Here is a 15140-nt window from a genome sequence, read left to right as displayed (position 1 = left end):
CCGGGTCACAAGCGCAGCTCGAGCATGTGTGCGCTCAGATCGTCGTCAGTGAGGGTCTGACGGATCTGCGCGTGATGCGCCTGTTCGCTCCAGAGTTCAAACTTCTCGCCCATGCCCAGCAGCACGGCCTTCTTCTCGATGCCCACCGCACTGCGATGGCTGGCCGGCACGCTGATGCGGCCGTTGCCGTCCAGTTCGACCGGCGACGCGGCACCGATCAGCTTCAACTGCAGGCTGCGGTGCGCCTTATGGGTGCTGGGGAGCTTGCTGACCTCGTCGCGGACGCGCTGCCAGACCTTTTCGGGGTACAGGTACAGGCTGCCGGCCTCGAACGGGTTGTAGGTGATCACCAGGCGGTTGCCGCACTCGCGCGCGACGAGGTCACGGTACGCGGTGGGCACCGCGAGCCGTCCCTTGTCGTCCACTGTGATGGCGGTCTCACCCTGAAACACAGGCCTTGCCTTCCCGACGCGCGAATGAGCGATCAATTGAACCACGAAAAACCACTGAAAACCCGGTTTTCCCTCTGTTGCCCACCTTAGCACCGCGCACAGGGTTGTCAACAGGAATGCGGAGCGGAAATCGCTTGGCGGATCAATGGCTTGCAGCAAACTTCAGAGACTTGTTCAAGCCTTATCCACAAGTTGCTGTTTCGTCTCAAATTTTGAGATTGAGGGATGATTCAGTGAGGTGACCGTCGTTTCACATGACCGCCACTGTCCGCGTCTGGCGCAGGCTGGAACTGCGCAAACTCCCGCCGCAGAATCGGCCCATGTGCCTCGTCGCCCTCGCCTGGAAGGTCCACCCGCGCTGGCGCCTGGTGCTGGCGGGCAACCGGGACGAATTCCATGCCCGCCCCACCGCGCCGCTGGCCCGGTGGACGACGTCGCCCGCGCTGATGGCGGGACAGGACCTGCAGTCCGGCGGCACCTGGGCCGGGGTGGATGCCCACGGACGGATGGCGCTGGTGACCAACGTGCGCGACCCGGCCATCCGGGTGCCCGGGGCTCCGTCCCGCGGCCAGCTCGCGACGGGGTTCCTGCAATCGCCGGACAGCGCCGAACACTGCGCCAGCGGCCTGCTGGCGGCCGCCGAAGCCTTCGCCCCCTTCAACCTGGTGCTGGCCGACGCCTCGGCATGCGAGTACGTCAGCAACTACCCCACGCCACGACGCATCACGCTGGCGCCCGGCCTGCACGCCCTGTCCAACGGCGACCTCGACGAACCGTGGCCGAAGACGATGGCGTTGAAGCGACGGTTGGCGGCCTGGGTCGCCACGGGCAGCGACGATGTCGCCCCGCTCTGGGCCGCCCTCGCCGACGAGACTCCGGCGCCGGACGACCACCTGCCCGACACCGGCGTGGGCCTCGAGCGGGAACGCCTGCTGTCCCCCGCCTTCATCCGCAACGACCGCTACGGCACCCGCGCCAGCACCCTGATCGCCATCGACCATGCGGGGCATGGGTGGATCAGCGAGCGGAGGTTCGGGCCGGAGGGCGTGTTCGAGGGGGAGACGACGTTGCGGGTCGGGCCTGGTGCGTAGACCCCACAACGCCTGACAGATTGCGGTCGCGACTTACGTCGCTCCTACAACAGCAAACAGAGAAGGGTGGCTTCACCAGCCCCCTGAGTCAGGGGGCGATCCGCACCGCAGGTGCGGATGGGGGTGTGGCAGCAAGGCTCGGGGCCCAAAGTTTGCCGGCGCAAACTTTGGGAGCTTTTCCTGCGCTTGCGCAGGAAAAGCTAGCGGCGGAGCCGGCCGGTAAGCCGGGTTCTGTCGTGGACAGTCATTCCTCTAGGCGCAACGTCACCGTTACGCTCAAGCAACCTACCCGGAGACACTGCGGGCCGCAGCATAGCCTCCCTATTTGGTCTTGCTCCCGGTGGGGTTTGCCGTGCCGGTCCGTTGCCGGACTCGCGGTGCGCTCTTACCGCACCATTTCACCCTTACCCGCATCCCGAAGGACCGCTGGCGGTATCTTTCTGTTGCACTTTCCGTCGGCTCGCGCCGCCCAGGCGTTACCTGGCACCGTGCCCTGTGGAGCCCGGACTTTCCTCGGCATTGTTTCCAATGACGCGACTGTCTGGCCGGCTCCGCCGCGCGCATTGTCGCACAGCCTCCCCGTCCCGTCGGCCGCGTCGTCACGCCACTGCGTGCAGTGCCATGCCGGCGAGCGGCATCGCCACGATCATCCAGCCCACCGGCAGGCGCGCCCCTACCAGCGCCACGAACCCCGCCAGCACCACCATCGCATCGGCGATGCCCGAGACCGCGCTGGACCACAGCGGATCGCACAGGGCCGCCAGCAGCAGACCGACCACGGCGGCATTGATGCCCGCCAGCGCACTGCGCATGCGCGGCACGGCGACGATCCGCTGCCAGAACGGCAACACGCCCACCACCAGCAGTCCTGCCGGCAGGAAGATCGCGACGATCGCCAGCGCACCGCCCAGCCATCCGCCGGGACCGGCCTGCATCGCCGCGCCCAGGTAACCGGCGAAGGTGAACATCGGACCCGGCACCGCCTGCACCGCGCCGTACCCGGCGATGAAAGCATCCTGCGACAGCCAGCCGGGCGCCACCACGCCCGCCTGCAGCAGCGGCATCACCACGTGGCCGCCGCCGAACACCAGCGCACCGGCGCGGTAGAACAGGCCGAACCCATCCGCAGGCGACCCCGTTCCCGCCGACCAGGACGCCGCCAGCAAGAGCGCGAACACCGAAAGCGCCAGCACCCCCACCCGCCGCGACGGCACGCCCGGCATCCTCGCCGACGTCGATGCGGTTACGCCCGCGCGCAGTCCCAGCCCCACCAGCGCACCGGCCACGATCACCGCGATCTGCATGCCGGCCACCGGCCAGACCAGCAGGGCCACCGCGCACACCAGCATCAGCAGCCAGGTGATGGCGTCGCGGCAGAACGCCCGCGCCATGCCCCACACGGCCTGGGCCACCACGACGACCGCGAGCAGCTTGAATCCGTGGACCAGTCCCTCCGGCACCGCAGCGCGCCACTGCGACAGGCTGGCGCCCAGCGCCACCATCAGCAGCGCGGAGGGAAGCGTGAAGCCACACCACGCGGCCAGCGCACCCGGCAGACCGGCACGGCGCAGCCCCAGCACCATGCCCACCTGACTGCTGGCCGGTCCCGGCAGCACCTGGCTCAGCGCGACGATGTCGGCGTACTCGGCTTCGTCCAGCCACTGGCGCCTGACGACGAACGCGTCGCGGAAGTACCCCAGGTGCGCGATCGGACCGCCGAACGAGGTCAGCCCCAGCCGCAGGAACACCAGGAAGACGCGCCAGGCCTCCATCACGTCAGCCGTGGACGACGCCGGCCGTCATTCCGCATCGGCCTTCATCCCGTACAACGCCTTGCGCGGCGCCCCGGTGATCTCCGCCGCCAGCTTGGCCGCCGCCGACGGCGGCAGGTGCTGGCTGAGCAGCCCGTAGACGCGGCGACCTTCGACCAGGCGCGCATCCAGGTCGTCGCCCGCGCCCTGCACCATCACCACGAACTCGCCCTTGCGCTGGTTGTCGTCCGCTTCGACCCGCGCGTGCAGGTCGGCCAGGGTGCCATCCAGCACGGTCTCGAAGAGCTTGGTCAGCTCGCGTGCCAGGACCGCGGGGCGCTCGTCGCCGAAAGCCGCGCGCATGTCGGCCAGCGATTCGGCGATGCGGTGCGAGGATTCGTAGAACACCAGCGTGCGCGTCTCGCCGGCCAGGCGCTGCAGGTGCTCGCGCCGTGCCGAGGCCTTCGCCGGCATGAAGCCCTCGAAGGTGAAGCGGTCGCTGGGCAACCCGGCCACGCTCAGCGCGGCGATGGCCGCGCAGGCACCCGGCAGCGGGCTGACCTTGATGCCGGCGGCCCGGGCGGCGCGCACCAGACGGAAGCCGGGATCGCTGACCAGCGGCGTGCCGGCGTCGCTGACCAGGGCGAGGGAGTCGCCGGCCGACAGACGCTCGACCACGCGCTGCGCCAGCGCGTCCTCGTTGTGCTCATGCAGGGCCAGCAGCGGCGTGGCCACGCCGAAATGCGACAGCAACTGGCCGCTGCGGCGCGTGTCCTCCGCGCAGATCGCCGCCACGCTCCGCAGGGTCTCCAGCGCGCGCGGCGTCAGGTCGCCCAGGTTGCCGATCGGCGTGGCGACGATGAACAGGGTTCCTGCAGGCATTCCGGTGGGGCTCGGTGGCTGGGGGTAGAATCGTAGCCGGTTCCCCTGCCTGAACACCGACGATGCCCCTGGACCTGCCTGTCGCACGCCCGCTTTCTGTCCGCCTCCGTCCCGTCCGGACGTGGATGGCGCTGCTGCTGGTCGCCGTCCTGACCAGCTGCGCGACCTCGCCGGGCGCAGGTCCCGCCACGCCGGCGACACGCTTCGCGCCCGCCTTCGCCACGGCGGCCACGCTCGCCCGCCAGGATGCCGTCCTCAGCGGGCAGGCGCGTGCCGACAACGTGGGCGAGATCGACCGCCTGCTGGCGACGCTCGACGACGCCACCCTCACCCGCGACGCCGCCGCCCTGCCGGTCGGCGACCCGCTGTACAACTTTGCCGGCCGTGCGCTGCAGCGCCGCGGCCTGCCGCTGCCGCGCCCGTTCGACCGCGGCGCGCAATGGCGGTTCGACGCCGGCAACCGCCCGCCTGCGGAAGCCGACGGCTATCGCCCGCCGATGAAGCTGGCCGTGCTGCTGCCGCTGTCCGGCAACCTGGCCACCGCGGCAGCCCCCGTGCGCGACGGCCTGCTGGCGGGCTACTACGGCGAACGCCGTCGCCGCCCCGACCTGCAGTTCTACGACACCACCGGCACCGCCGCTGGTGCCACGGCCGCCTACGCACGGGCCACGGCCGAAGGCGCCGACTTCGTCGTCGGCCCGCTCGGGCGCGACGAGGTCAGCGCGCTGTTCCAGCAACCCGAGCTGGCCACCCCGCTGCTGGTACTGAACCGCGGCACCGTGGGCGTACCGGACGGCAACGCCGGCTTCTCGCTGGCGCCGGAGGACGACGGAATCGCGGCGGCCGAATACCTGCTCGCGCGCGAGCGCCGCGCGGCGCTGGTGATCGAAGGCACCGACGACAACGGTCGCCGCGCTTCGCAGGCGTTCGCGGCGCGCTTCGCCGAGCGCGGCGGCAAGGTCACGCGGGTGATCCGCGTGCAGGACGCACCGGGCGACCTGTCGGCCGCGCTCGCCACCGCCGCGCAGGAAGGCGCCGACGCGGTGTTCCTGGCCGTGCGCGGCGGCACCGCGCGCGCGCTGACGCCGCAACTGGCGCTGGCCGGCCTGGGCGGCAAGACGCGCGTGGGCACCTCGCAGCTGACGTCGGGCACCGGCAAGCCGGAAGAAGACATGGCGCTGGACGGCATCGCGTTCCCGACCGAGGCGTGGACCTCGCGCGGCGTGCCCGCCCTGCCCGCCGCCAGCGTCACCGGCGAACGCGTGCCGACCGCGCGCGGCCCGGCCGCCCGCCTGTTCGCGTTCGGTTACGACGCCTGGCTGCTGACCGCCTACTTGGAAAGGCTGGCGACCGGCGCCAACGCCGAGCTGAGCGGCGCCACCGGCCGCCTGCAGCTGGACGGATTCGGCAACGTGGTGCGTACGCCCTCGTGGTCGACGTTCGCCGGCGGACGCGCCGTCCCGATCGCGGATGGCGGTTGACCGGCGCGCACGCGGGCACGCCGTCGAGGTCGCCGCGCGCGACCTGCTGCGGCGCGCGGGCCTGACCGACATCGCCGCCAACGCGAACTACCGCGGCGGCGAACTGGACCTGGTGATGCTCGACGCGACACGTCCGGGCACGCCCGCGGTGGTGTTCGTCGAAGTGCGCTACCGGCAGTCGCAGGCGTTCGGTGGCGGCACGGCGTCGATCGACGCTGGCAAGCGCCGCCGCCTGGTGCATGCGGCGCAGCGTTTCCTGCAGGACCATCCCGCACTGGCCGAGGCGCCGTGCCGGTTCGACGTGATCGATGCGCAGGGCGATCCGGAAGCGCCGCGTCTCGACTGGATCCGCGATGCCTTCAGGGCCGACGAGATCTGACCGGCGACACCTACAATGGCGCGATGGATGCACGCCTTCCTCCCGCCCTGCACGCAGCGATGTCGACCCGGCTCGGCGATGGCTGGCTGAGCGGCGAAGCCTGCCGGCCGTTCGGCGGCGATGATTCGAGGCGATGGGCGATGCCGTTGGCCGTCGCGCTGCCGCGCACACAGGAGGATGTCGTCGCCCTGGTGCGCGCCTGCCGCGAGCACCGCGTGCCGATCGTCGCGCGCGGCGCCGGCACCGGTACGACCGGTGCGGCGGTACCGATACAGGGCGGTGTGGTGGTGGCGTTCGGGCGGATGGATCGTATCGTCGACATCCGGGCCGCCGACCGCTGTGTGGTGGTGCAGCCGGGCGTGCTTAACGGCGAAATGCAGCAGGCGCTGATGCCGCACGGCCTGTTCTGGCCGCCGGACCCGTCGAGCGCGGATGCCTGCAGCGTCGGCGGCAATCTCGCCACCAACGCGGGTGGCCCGCGCGCGGTGAAGTACGGCACCGCGCGCGACAACGTGCTCGGCATCGTCGCGGTGACCGGTGCCGGCGACCTGATCCGCTGCGGCGGTGCGTACACCAAGGACGCGACCGGCTACGACCTCACCCACCTGATCGTCGGCAGCGAAGGCACGCTGGCGCTGATCGTGGAAGCCACGCTGAAACTCGCACCGCGCCCGCGCGCGCAAGCCGGCCTGCGCGTGCTGTACCGGGACGCCGCCACGGCCGCGGCGGCGGTGTCGCGCATCATGGCGCGGCCGGCGACGCCGGCGATGCTGGAGTTCATGGACCGCAGCGCTATCGCCCTGATCCGCCGCAACGGCAGCGACGTTCCCGAGGCGGGCGCCATGCTGCTGGTCGAAGCCGATGGCGACGAGGACACGCTGCCCTACGCGTTGCAGTCGCTGGCCGACGCAGCGGAAGGTGACGGCATGCTGGCACTGGATGTCGCACAGGACGGCGCCGCGCGCGACCGGCTGTGGGCGGCACGGCGCGCCTTGTCTCCGGCGCTGCGCACGATCAAGCCCGGCAAGATCAACGAGGACGTGGTGGTGCCGGTCTCGCGGATTCCGGACCTGGTGGCAGCGATGGAAGCGTTGTCACGCGATGCCGCACTGCCCATCGTCGTCTTCGGTCATGCCGGCAACGGCAACCTGCACGTCAACCTCATGTACGACGACGCCGATTCGGGCGAAACCGCACGTGCGCAGGCTGCGTTACCGACCGTGTTCGCGACGGTGCTGGCGCTGGGCGGCACGCTGTCGGGCGAACACGGCATCGGCCTGAGCAAGCGGGATTTCATGGCCGATGCGTTCAACGCGGCGACGCTGGACGCGATGCGTGCGGTGAAGGCCGCGCTGGATCCCGACGGCATCCTCAACCCCGGCAAGGTGCTGCCGCCGCGCGCGGGATGAATACTGTGGGAGCGACGTAAGTCGCGATCGGAAACCCAACCTCTGCGCGAAGATCCGGTCATTCGCGTTGCGCGTGTACTGCGGCGCGTTTTCGTTGTTGCAGGCGGTATTGCTGCCGGGAAGCGATCGCGACTTACGTCGCTCCCACATCCACAGGCATGTTCACGGCGCCGCGAAGTGATCGTATCCACGCCGCGCGGACGACCAGGGCCGGCCATCGGCACGCAACGCCTGTACACCCTCGCCTGCCACCATGCGGCCGATGCGGGTGATCCGCAGGTCGAGCTGCGATGAGAGTGCTTCCACGTGCTCGCGCGCATCGACCGGCGCGGTGAAGCAGAGTTCGTAGTCGTCGCCACCGCTGGCCTGCATGGCAGTGCGGGTCACTTCATCGAACGCGGCCCGCAAGGCCTCCGACACCGGCAAGGCATCGACCTCGACCTGCGCGGCCACGCCGCTGCGCGATGCGATGTGGCCGAGGTCGGCGAGCAGGCCGTCGGACACGTCGACGCAGGCATTCGCCAGGCCGACCAGTGCGAGCCCTGCGCGCACGCGCGGCGTGGGCCGGTCCAGCCGCGTACGCAGCGCATGGGCAGGGTCGCGTTCCAGCAGTGCCAGCGCGCCCGCCGCATCGCCCAGCGTCCCGGTTATCCAGACATCGTCCCCGACGCGCGCGCCGTCACGACGCAGCGCACGCCCGGCATCGACGAATCCCATCGCGGTCACCGACACCGACAGCGGGCCGCGCGTCGTATCACCGCCCACCAGCACGATGCCGTGCTCGCCGGCCAGCGCAAGGAAACCGTCGAGAAAGCCGTCGATCCAAACCGTATCGGACTGCGGCAACGACAGCGACAGCGTGCACCACGCTGGCTCCGCGCCCATCGAAGCGAGGTCGGACAGGTTGACCGCCAGCGCCTTCCAGCCGATGTCGGCCGGCGCGGTGCCGGCCGGAAAATGGACGCCGGCATTCAAGGTGTCGGCGGTGACGACGAGCTGCCGCCCGGGCGGCGGCGCCAGCAGCGCGGCGTCGTCACCGATGCCGAGCACGATGTCATCGCGCGTGCCCGCGCGTGCGCGGATGCGGGCGATCAGGTCGAACTCGCCGGCTGCCATGGCGGCGTCAGGTGCGCGATCGCGCGAAGTCGACGGCGGACTGGATCGCCGCGCGTGCCTGCGGGCTGTTCTTCCAGCAGGTGGAACCGGTGAGGCCGGCCGCGCCGGCGACGATCTCGGACGGCTCGGCCGCTGCCAGTTGCCGCAGCGAGGCAATGCCCATCTGTTCCAGCCGTTGCACGACGGTGGGGCCGACGCCCTTCAGCGCGAGCAGCGCGTCGCGTTCGTCGGCGGAAAAGCGCGCGTCGCCGGCCGACACGTCAGCGGCGCGCCTGCGCCTCGGCGGGGCGCCATTCGACGGCAGCATGGTCGAGCACGCCGTTGATGTAGGTGTGGCCGTGTTCGGAGCCGAACCGCTTGGCGGTTTCGATCGCCTCGTTCAGCACCACGCGGTACGGCACGTCGAGGCGGTGGATCAGTTCGTAGGCGGCGATGCGCAGTACCGCGCGCTCGATCGGATCGACTTCCTCCACCGTGCGGTCGAGGAACGGCAGCAGCGCCTCATCCAAAGTAGCGCGATGGCGGACGACGCCGCGCACCAGGTCCTCGAAGTACTCCAGATCGGCGATCTCGTGCGCCTGCTCGTGCGCGAACTGCGCGATCACCTGGCCGACTTCGCCGCCCGACATCTGCCACGCATACACGGCCTGCAGCGCACGACGACGCGCGCGCGCGCGCGTGACCGGATCGACGCCGTCCTTGCGGTGGGGATGTTGATGTCGGCTCACGTCGGCTCCTCGACTGCGGGTATTCGGGTTATCGGATCGGGATCAGGAGAACCGCGACAGCAGGTGCGCCATCTCGATGGCGGCCAGCGCGGCTTCCTCGCCCTTGTTGCCATGGCTGCCGCCGGCGCGCGCTTCGGCGTCCTCGATGCGCTCCACCGCCAGCACGCCGTTGAGCACCGGCACGCCGGTGTCCAGCTGCACGCGCATCAGGCCCTCGGCGCAGCGGTCGGCGACATGTTCGTAGTGGCGGGTGTCGCCACGGATCACGCAGCCCAGCGCGATGATGGCCGCGTGGTCGCCACTGGCGGCCAGGCGTGCGGCGACCAGCGGGATTTCCCAGGCACCCGGCACGCGCACCACGTCGATCGCATCCTCGCCCACGCCGTTGCCGGCCAGGCTTTCGCGCGCGCCGGCCACCAGCACGTCGGTGATGCGCGGGTTCCAGCGGCTGGCGATGATCGCGAAGCGGGCGCCGTCGGGCGCGCGCAGATCGCCTTCGTAGTGGGACATGGCAGGTTCCTTGGGGGTGGGGAAGTCTAGCAGCCGCGGCGGCGGCGGGTCCGTTCCGGCGGTCAGGGCTGGACGTACTCGACCACGTCCAGGCCGAACCCGGCCAGGCCGACCTGCCGCCGCGGCGTGCCCAACACCCGCAGCTGGCCCAGGCCCAGGTCGGCCAGGATCTGCGCGCCGGCGCCATTGCGGCGCCATTGGCCGACATCCTTGGCGTTGGCCTGCACCTCGGGTTGCTTGCGCAGGCGCGCCAGCAGCGCATCGGCGCTGCGCGGCTCGGACAGCACCACCATCACGCCCTGCCCTTCGCTGGCGATCGCACGCAGCGCGTCGGTGGCGTGCACGCCGAAATCGTCACGCCGCCAGTGCAGCAGGTCGCTCAGCGGGTTCTCCACCTGCACGCGCACCAGCGTCGGCGTGGCCTTGTCGGGGCTGCCGAGGACCAGCGCGAAGTGCAGGTCGTGGGCGATGCGGTCGCGGTAGGTCACCAGCCGGAACGGTCCGAACTCGGTGTCGATGGCGCGCTCGTCGATGCGCTCCACGGTGTGCTCGGTGGCCAGCCGGTAGGCGATCAGGTCGGCGATCGACCCCATCTTCAGCCCGTGCTCGCGCGCGAACACTTCCAGCTGCGGGCGACGCGCCATGCTGCCATCGGGATTGAGCACTTCCACCAGCACGCCGGCGGGCTCCAGACCGGCCAGCAGTGGCAGGTCACTGGCCGCCTCGGTGTGGCCGGCGCGCGTCAGCACGCCGCCAGGCTGGGCGATCAGCGGGAAGATGTGGCCGGGCTGGCTGAGGTCGCTCGGTTTCGCATCCGGTCGCACGGCGGTGCGCACCGTATGCGCGCGGTCGTAGGCGGAAATGCCGGTGGTGACGCCCTCGGCCGCTTCGATGCTGACGGTGAAGTTGGTGTGGAACTGCGCCGTGTTGGTCTGCACCATCGGCGCCAGGCCCAGCTGCGTGCAGCGCTCGCGCGTCAGCGACAGGCACACCAGGCCGCGCGCGTGGGTGACCATGAAGTTGATGTCCGACGGCTTGACCAGCTCGGCCGCCATGATCAGGTCGCCTTCGTTCTCGCGGTCCTCGTCGTCGACGATGACGACCATGCGGCCGTTGCGGATCTCTTCAAGGAGTTCGGGGATCGGGGAAAAAGCCATCTTTCGGTGCTCGGATAACAGAGAGGGAATCGTCATCCCAGCGACCGCTGGGATCCATCTTGATCTTGATGCTTCGTCTGTCTTGGCAGCGATGCAAAAACGTCAGCGTGGATCCCGGCGTTCGCTGGTATCAAGGCGGAGGAGACGGTGTCGATTGAGGGGTCGGACGCCACTCAGCGCGCGCCCAGCAGGCGCTCCACGTAGCGCGCCACCAGGTCGATTTCCAGGTTCACCGCATCGCCCACGACGGTCTGCGAGAACGCGGTATGCGACACGGTGTGCGGGATCAGCGCGACCTCGAATCCCTCATCGTCCACCTCGTTGACGGTCAGGCTGACGCCGTCGACACAGATCGAGCCCTTCTTCGCGATGTACTTCGACAGCGGTGCCGGTGCGGCGAATCGCCAGCGCTGCGCGCGCGCATCCTCGTGCACCGACAGCACGCGGCCGATACCGTCGACATGGCCGCTGACCAGGTGACCGCCGAGGCGATCGGTCGGGCGCATGGCGCGCTCCAGGTTCACCAGCGCGCCTGCGGCCAGGCCGCCGAGCGTGGTCAGCGACAGCGTCTCGGTGGACGCATCGGCCTGGAAGCTGGCGACGTCGAACGCGACCACGGTCAGGCACACGCCGTTCACCGCGATGCTCTCGCCGAGCTGCACGGCGTCAAACGGCAGCGTGCCCACGGCCACGGTCAGGCGGACATCGCCGCCGACGGGTTCCAGCGCCGCGATGCGGCCGACGCCTTCGATGATGCCGGTGAACATCAGCAGGCCTCCTGCAGGAGGACGGGGAAAGCGATGGGAAGCGTGTAAGGCATGCAGCGTCTCTCGCGAAAGCAAAGCGGAGACGCCTCCGGGCACGAAGGCAGGCGCACGACGCCGCGCTTGCGCGCGGTTCGGCGATGCCGTCTTCTTTCATCCGGACTATGACCGTCGGCTCCGGCATCCGACCGGATCTGCTGACCCTCCGGCGACCTGTGCGAGGGACTCGCAGGGTGCCCAAGGCGCTCGCGGGCTCGTCGCTGGGCGACCTACCGCCGGTGGGGAATCGCACCCCGCCCTGAAGACGTCGTTGGTGGTGTACCGGCGGACCGGCCCACGCATTCTACACGCCGGCCCCGGCGCAGGCCGGCGAACGGAGTGTTCCGCAGCGGTGTCAGGCCGGCTTGCGGCGGAGGTGCAGGATCAGCGGCCAGCGCATGGTGCGCACGCGCTGCGGATCGCCCCACACCTCGGCCAAGGCCGGCGTGTGGGCATAGACCGGATCCTCGCCGGTGGCCGCGCGGTAGCTGCCGGTCGCCGACAGGCTGCCGAAATAGCCCAGCAGCGTGGGCAGGTTCCATTCGGCGGTCAGCCACAGGCGCGGCGTGGGCACGAACTCGAACGGCCACACGTAGTCGCCGTAGCCCATGTCCACGTCGGCGCGCTCGGGCGGCCAGTACGGGTCGATGTCGTCGCGGACCTTCTCGGCCACCTCGGCCAGGTCGTCCTCGAAGATGATGTCCTGGTACGTCCACGCCGCCAGCACGCCGCCCGGCCGCAGCACGCGCTCGCAGGTGGCGAAGAAGCGGTAACGATCGAACCAGTGCAGCGCCTGCGCCACCGCCACCAGGTCCACGCTGCCGTCGGCCAGCGCGGTGGTTTCCCCCGCCTCGACGGCCAGGCTGACGTTGCTCCCCGGTTCGCCCCTGGCCCAGTGGCGCTCGATCTGCGCGGTGCTGGGATCGGTGGCATGGACATGGGCGAAGCGCGCCGCCAGGCCGCGCGTGGCCTGGCCGCTGCCGGCCCCCGGCTCCCAGACCCGTGCGCTGCCCGGCACGGCCGCGGCGATCACGTCGTACAGCGCCTCCGGATAGGTGGGGCGCGAAGCGAGGTAGACGTCGGCGACGCCGGAAAAATGATCCTTGAAAGCCATTCTGGCGGGCGGTCAGCGGGCGGGTTGCAGCAGGAGGCGGTGATCTTCGCCAATCGAGCGGCTGTCGACAATCTCCAGCCGCAGCCGGTCGGCCATCGCCTGGATGCCCAGCCCGCCGAACAGCGGTCGTGCCTGGTCGCCCAGCAGCACCGGCGCCATGTACAGCAGCACCTCGTCGGCCAGTCCCGCCGCCAGGAACGCACCCGCCAGCGTGGCGCCGGCTTCGGCGTGCACTTCGTTGATGCCGCGCGCCGCCAGCAGTTCCAGCACCGCCTTCAGGTTGAAGTTGCTGCCGGTCGCCGGCGCCACCACGCGTTGCACCTCGACATCGCGCGGCGGCTTCGCCTCGGCGGTATGCACGTAGAGCGTGGGCGCCTCGCCCTGGCGCACGTTGCCGCGGGCCACGGTGGCCAGGCCGGGATCGAGCACCACCCGCAGCGGCGGCTCGAAGGCGGTGTCGTCGCCGAAGCGCACCGTCAACGACGGGTCGTCCGCCAGCACCGTTCCGGCCCCGGTGAGGATGGCACCGGCCCGCGCACGCCAGCGCATCACGTCGCGGCGCGAGGCTTCGCCGCTGATCCACTTGGAATCGCCGTTCGCCATCGCGGTACGGCCATCCAGGCTGGTCGCCAGCTTCACCCGCATCCACGGCCGGCCCCGCTCGACACGCGAGAGGAAGCCGCGGTTCAGGCGCCGCGCCTGCGCCTCCATCAGCCCGGACTGCACCACGATGCCGGCCGCACGCAACCGGTCGAAGCCGGCCCCGTCGACCTGCGGAAACGGATCGCGCATCGCCGCGACCACGCGCGTCACGCCGGCAGCGACCAGGGCTTCCGCGCACGGTCCCGTCCTGCCGGTATGCGCGCAAGGCTCCAGCGTGACGTAGGCGGTCGCGCCCTTCGCGCGTTCGCCTGCCGCCTGCAGCGCGAACACCTCCGCGTGCGGCCCACCCGCCTTCTGGTGCCAACCTTCACCGACGATCCCATCCCCCTGCACGATCACGCAGCCGACCATCGGGTTCGGGCGCGTCGTGTACGCACCGCGCTCGGCCAGCCGCAGCGCGCGCGCCATGCACTGGTGGTCGAACGCGGAGAAGGCGGTATCAGTCATGCGTCGTCCAAACAGCATCGGAAAGGACGCCAGTATGCGCCACACGGTCGGCCGGCCGGATCGACATGATCACCACCGGCGTGCCGTGCAGCGACGTGCGCTCCTCCGCCTGCCAGCCCAGCGATGCGTAGAACTGCTCATGCCAGAGCGTGAACAGGCGCAACACCTGCACGTCTTCGCGTGCGGCATGCGCGACCGCCGCATCGACGAGCAGACGCCCGGCGCCGCGTCCGCGCGCCTCGGGTCGCACGAACAGGCTGCCCAGCCACGGACCGCCGCGATCCTGCAGCGCAGGTGCGTCTTCCACCAGCAGACTGACCGAACCCAGCAGGTCCTCGCCGTCCATCAGCAGCAACGTGGTCGGTACCGACGTCCGCGTCGCATGGTCGGCCAGTTCGGCGGTGGCGACGTCCAGCGTCCAGTCGTCGTAGAGCGCGCCCCACTCCTGGTGATGCCAGCGCGCGAGCGATTCGATGCACGCCGGGTGCCGGCCGATCGCTTCGATGCGCACGGCTCAGCGCTTCTTGTTCTTGTCCGCGTGCTTGTCGAACGGGACCACGTCGCCGCCCAGCAGGGACAGCTGGCCGGCGGCCGGCAGATCGCGTTCCAGCTTCTCGATCTCGTCGCGGAAGTCCGCGACGTCCTCGAAGCTGCGGTAGACCGAGGCGAAGCGCACGTAGCCCACGTGATCCAGCTTGCGCAGCTCGTTCATGACGAACTCGCCGATCTTGCGCGACGCGATCTCGCGCTCGCCGCTCATGCGGATCGCATGGATCACCGCGCGCACCGCGGCCTCGATCTGCTCTTCCGACACCGGCCGCTTCTGCAGCGCGCGGTCGAAGCCGGCGCGCAGCTTCCGCGCATCGAAGGTATCGCGCCGGCCATCGCCCTTGATGACCGCCGGCAGCTTGATCTCGATGTTCTCCAGCGTGGAGAACCGCTCCCCGCACGCCTCGCACTCGCGCCGGCGACGGATCGTCGCGCCGTCTTCGGAGACGCGCGAGTCGATGACGCGGGTATCGGTGTGCTGGCAGAAGGGGCAGTGCATGGGATCAGGTGTGAGTGGGGAGAAGTGAGGAGTGAGCAAAGGCGATGCCGTCCTGCCATCGATGTGCGACTGCCGTCACTCGTTCCTCACTCCTCATCACTCACTCCTC

The 15140-nt window shown here is 70.3% G+C and carries 16 protein-coding genes, 1 other RNA gene, 1 pseudogene and 1 riboswitch; of the genes and pseudogenes, 4 read left to right on the top strand and 14 right to left on the bottom strand.

What is annotated here, in order from left to right; genetic code table 11:
- Window positions 1-5: 5 nt before the first annotated feature.
- On the bottom strand, window positions 6-452 hold the full coding sequence (gene mraZ / locus VGN58_RS03300) for a division/cell wall cluster transcriptional repressor MraZ (protein ID WP_327482062.1): 447 nt from the start codon (window positions 450-452) through the stop codon (window positions 6-8).
- 320 nt (window positions 453-772) lie between these two features.
- Here mraZ and VGN58_RS03295 point away from each other — a divergent pair, with 320 nt between their 5' ends.
- Window positions 773-1543, top strand: a complete 771-nt coding sequence (locus VGN58_RS03295; protein WP_327481590.1) for an NRDE family protein — start codon at window positions 773-775, stop codon at window positions 1541-1543.
- 204 nt (window positions 1544-1747) lie between these two features.
- Here VGN58_RS03295 and rnpB read toward each other — a convergent pair.
- The 3 genes from rnpB to rsmI form a co-directional block, all read right to left on the bottom strand.
- An RNA gene (rnpB, locus tag VGN58_RS03290) (RNase P RNA component class A) lies at window positions 1748-2096 on the bottom strand.
- A gap of 46 nt (window positions 2097-2142) precedes the next feature.
- Entirely contained in the window at window positions 2143-3315 is a 1173-nt protein-coding gene (gene chrA, locus VGN58_RS03285; RefSeq protein ID WP_327481588.1) for a chromate efflux transporter, read from the bottom strand.
- A gap of 27 nt (window positions 3316-3342) precedes the next feature.
- Entirely contained in the window at window positions 3343-4176 is an 834-nt protein-coding gene (gene rsmI, locus VGN58_RS03280) for a 16S rRNA (cytidine(1402)-2'-O)-methyltransferase (RefSeq protein WP_327481586.1), read from the bottom strand.
- Window positions 4177-4391: 215 nt separating this feature from the next.
- On the opposite strand from rsmI, the pseudogene VGN58_RS03275 reads away from it, so the two are divergent.
- The 3 genes and pseudogenes from VGN58_RS03275 to VGN58_RS03265 all read left to right on the top strand — a co-directional run.
- Window positions 4392-5657: pseudogene (locus tag VGN58_RS03275) on the top strand (penicillin-binding protein activator); the annotation flags it as partial.
- On the top strand, window positions 5647-6036 hold the full coding sequence (locus VGN58_RS03270) for a YraN family protein (protein ID WP_327481584.1): 390 nt from the start codon (window positions 5647-5649) through the stop codon (window positions 6034-6036). The pseudogene VGN58_RS03275 and the gene VGN58_RS03270, both read left to right, overlap by 11 nt.
- Window positions 6037-6059: 23 nt before the next feature.
- Window positions 6060-7445 carry an FAD-binding oxidoreductase gene (locus VGN58_RS03265; RefSeq protein ID WP_327481582.1) on the top strand — a complete coding sequence of 462 codons (1386 nt, stop codon included), beginning with the start codon at window positions 6060-6062 and terminating at the stop codon, window positions 7443-7445.
- A 162-nt stretch (window positions 7446-7607) separates the two neighbouring features.
- Here VGN58_RS03265 and thiL read toward each other — a convergent pair whose 3' ends face one another.
- The 10 genes from thiL to nrdR all read right to left on the bottom strand — a co-directional run bounded on the left by thiL (window position 7608) and on the right by nrdR (window position 15031).
- Complete coding sequence (gene thiL / locus VGN58_RS03260; protein WP_327481580.1) at window positions 7608-8561, bottom strand: thiamine-phosphate kinase; 954 nt, start codon at window positions 8559-8561, stop codon at window positions 7608-7610.
- Window positions 8562-8568: 7 nt separating this feature from the next.
- A complete protein-coding gene (locus VGN58_RS03255) occupies window positions 8569-8820 on the bottom strand; it encodes a helix-hairpin-helix domain-containing protein (RefSeq protein ID WP_327481578.1) in 252 nt (83 codons plus the stop codon).
- 1 nt (window position 8821) lies between these two features.
- On the bottom strand, window positions 8822-9289 hold the full coding sequence (nusB, locus tag VGN58_RS03250) for a transcription antitermination factor NusB (protein WP_327481576.1): 468 nt from the start codon (window positions 9287-9289) through the stop codon (window positions 8822-8824).
- A gap of 42 nt (window positions 9290-9331) precedes the next feature.
- The gene (ribH, locus tag VGN58_RS03245; protein WP_327481574.1) at window positions 9332-9799 is read right to left on the bottom strand and encodes a 6,7-dimethyl-8-ribityllumazine synthase; all 468 of its coding nucleotides are present in this window, start codon (window positions 9797-9799) and stop codon (window positions 9332-9334) included.
- Between the two features lie 62 nt (window positions 9800-9861).
- The gene (ribB, locus tag VGN58_RS03240; protein ID WP_327481572.1) at window positions 9862-10956 is read right to left on the bottom strand and encodes a 3,4-dihydroxy-2-butanone-4-phosphate synthase; all 1095 of its coding nucleotides are present in this window, start codon (window positions 10954-10956) and stop codon (window positions 9862-9864) included.
- A 173-nt stretch (window positions 10957-11129) separates the two neighbouring features.
- Window positions 11130-11723 (bottom strand): riboflavin synthase, encoded by a 594-nt coding sequence (locus VGN58_RS03235; RefSeq protein WP_327481570.1) that lies wholly within the window; start codon window positions 11721-11723, stop codon window positions 11130-11132.
- A gap of 138 nt (window positions 11724-11861) precedes the next feature.
- Window positions 11862-12030: riboswitch (FMN riboswitch) on the bottom strand.
- An 84-nt stretch (window positions 12031-12114) separates the two neighbouring features.
- Complete coding sequence (locus tag VGN58_RS03230) at window positions 12115-12873, bottom strand: class I SAM-dependent methyltransferase (protein ID WP_327481568.1); 759 nt, start codon at window positions 12871-12873, stop codon at window positions 12115-12117.
- Between the two features lie 12 nt (window positions 12874-12885).
- Window positions 12886-13944 carry a bifunctional diaminohydroxyphosphoribosylaminopyrimidine deaminase/5-amino-6-(5-phosphoribosylamino)uracil reductase RibD gene (ribD, locus tag VGN58_RS03225; protein ID WP_414710743.1) on the bottom strand — a complete coding sequence of 353 codons (1059 nt, stop codon included), beginning with the start codon at window positions 13942-13944 and terminating at the stop codon, window positions 12886-12888.
- 31 nt (window positions 13945-13975) lie between these two features.
- The gene (locus VGN58_RS03220) at window positions 13976-14494 is read right to left on the bottom strand and encodes a GNAT family N-acetyltransferase (RefSeq protein WP_327481564.1); all 519 of its coding nucleotides are present in this window, start codon (window positions 14492-14494) and stop codon (window positions 13976-13978) included.
- 3 nt (window positions 14495-14497) lie between these two features.
- On the bottom strand, window positions 14498-15031 hold the full coding sequence (gene nrdR / locus VGN58_RS03215) for a transcriptional regulator NrdR (protein WP_241045041.1): 534 nt from the start codon (window positions 15029-15031) through the stop codon (window positions 14498-14500).
- Window positions 15032-15140: the final 109 nt, after the last annotated feature.

It is taken from the genome of Pseudoxanthomonas sp., assembly GCF_035999195.1.
Taxonomy (GTDB): Bacteria; Pseudomonadota; Gammaproteobacteria; order Xanthomonadales; family Xanthomonadaceae; genus Pseudoxanthomonas_A.
Note: the sequence above shows the minus strand (reverse complement) of the source record. Positions and strands in the feature narration are given on the sequence as shown.

Coding starts and splice junctions, on each gene's coding strand:
- VGN58_RS03295 (WP_327481590.1), top strand. CDS start 773: ATGTGCCTCGTCGCCCTCGCCTGGAAGGTCCACCCGCGCTGGCGCCTG.
- chrA (WP_327481588.1), bottom strand. CDS start 3,315: ATGGAGGCCTGGCGCGTCTTCCTGGTGTTCCTGCGGCTGGGGCTGACC.
- rsmI (WP_327481586.1), bottom strand. CDS start 4,176: ATGCCTGCAGGAACCCTGTTCATCGTCGCCACGCCGATCGGCAACCTG.
- VGN58_RS03270 (WP_327481584.1), top strand. CDS start 5,647: ATGGCGGTTGACCGGCGCGCACGCGGGCACGCCGTCGAGGTCGCCGCG.
- VGN58_RS03265 (WP_327481582.1), top strand. CDS start 6,060: ATGGATGCACGCCTTCCTCCCGCCCTGCACGCAGCGATGTCGACCCGG.
- thiL (WP_327481580.1), bottom strand. CDS start 8,561: ATGGCAGCCGGCGAGTTCGACCTGATCGCCCGCATCCGCGCACGCGCG.
- ribH (WP_327481574.1), bottom strand. CDS start 9,799: ATGTCCCACTACGAAGGCGATCTGCGCGCGCCCGACGGCGCCCGCTTC.
- ribB (WP_327481572.1), bottom strand. CDS start 10,956: ATGGCTTTTTCCCCGATCCCCGAACTCCTTGAAGAGATCCGCAACGGC.
- VGN58_RS03235 (WP_327481570.1), bottom strand. CDS start 11,723: ATGTTCACCGGCATCATCGAAGGCGTCGGCCGCATCGCGGCGCTGGAA.
- VGN58_RS03230 (WP_327481568.1), bottom strand. CDS start 12,873: ATGGCTTTCAAGGATCATTTTTCCGGCGTCGCCGACGTCTACCTCGCT.
- ribD (WP_414710743.1), bottom strand. CDS start 13,944: ATGGCGCGCGCGCTGCGGCTGGCCGAGCGCGGTGCGTACACGACGCGC.
- nrdR (WP_241045041.1), bottom strand. CDS start 15,031: ATGCACTGCCCCTTCTGCCAGCACACCGATACCCGCGTCATCGACTCG.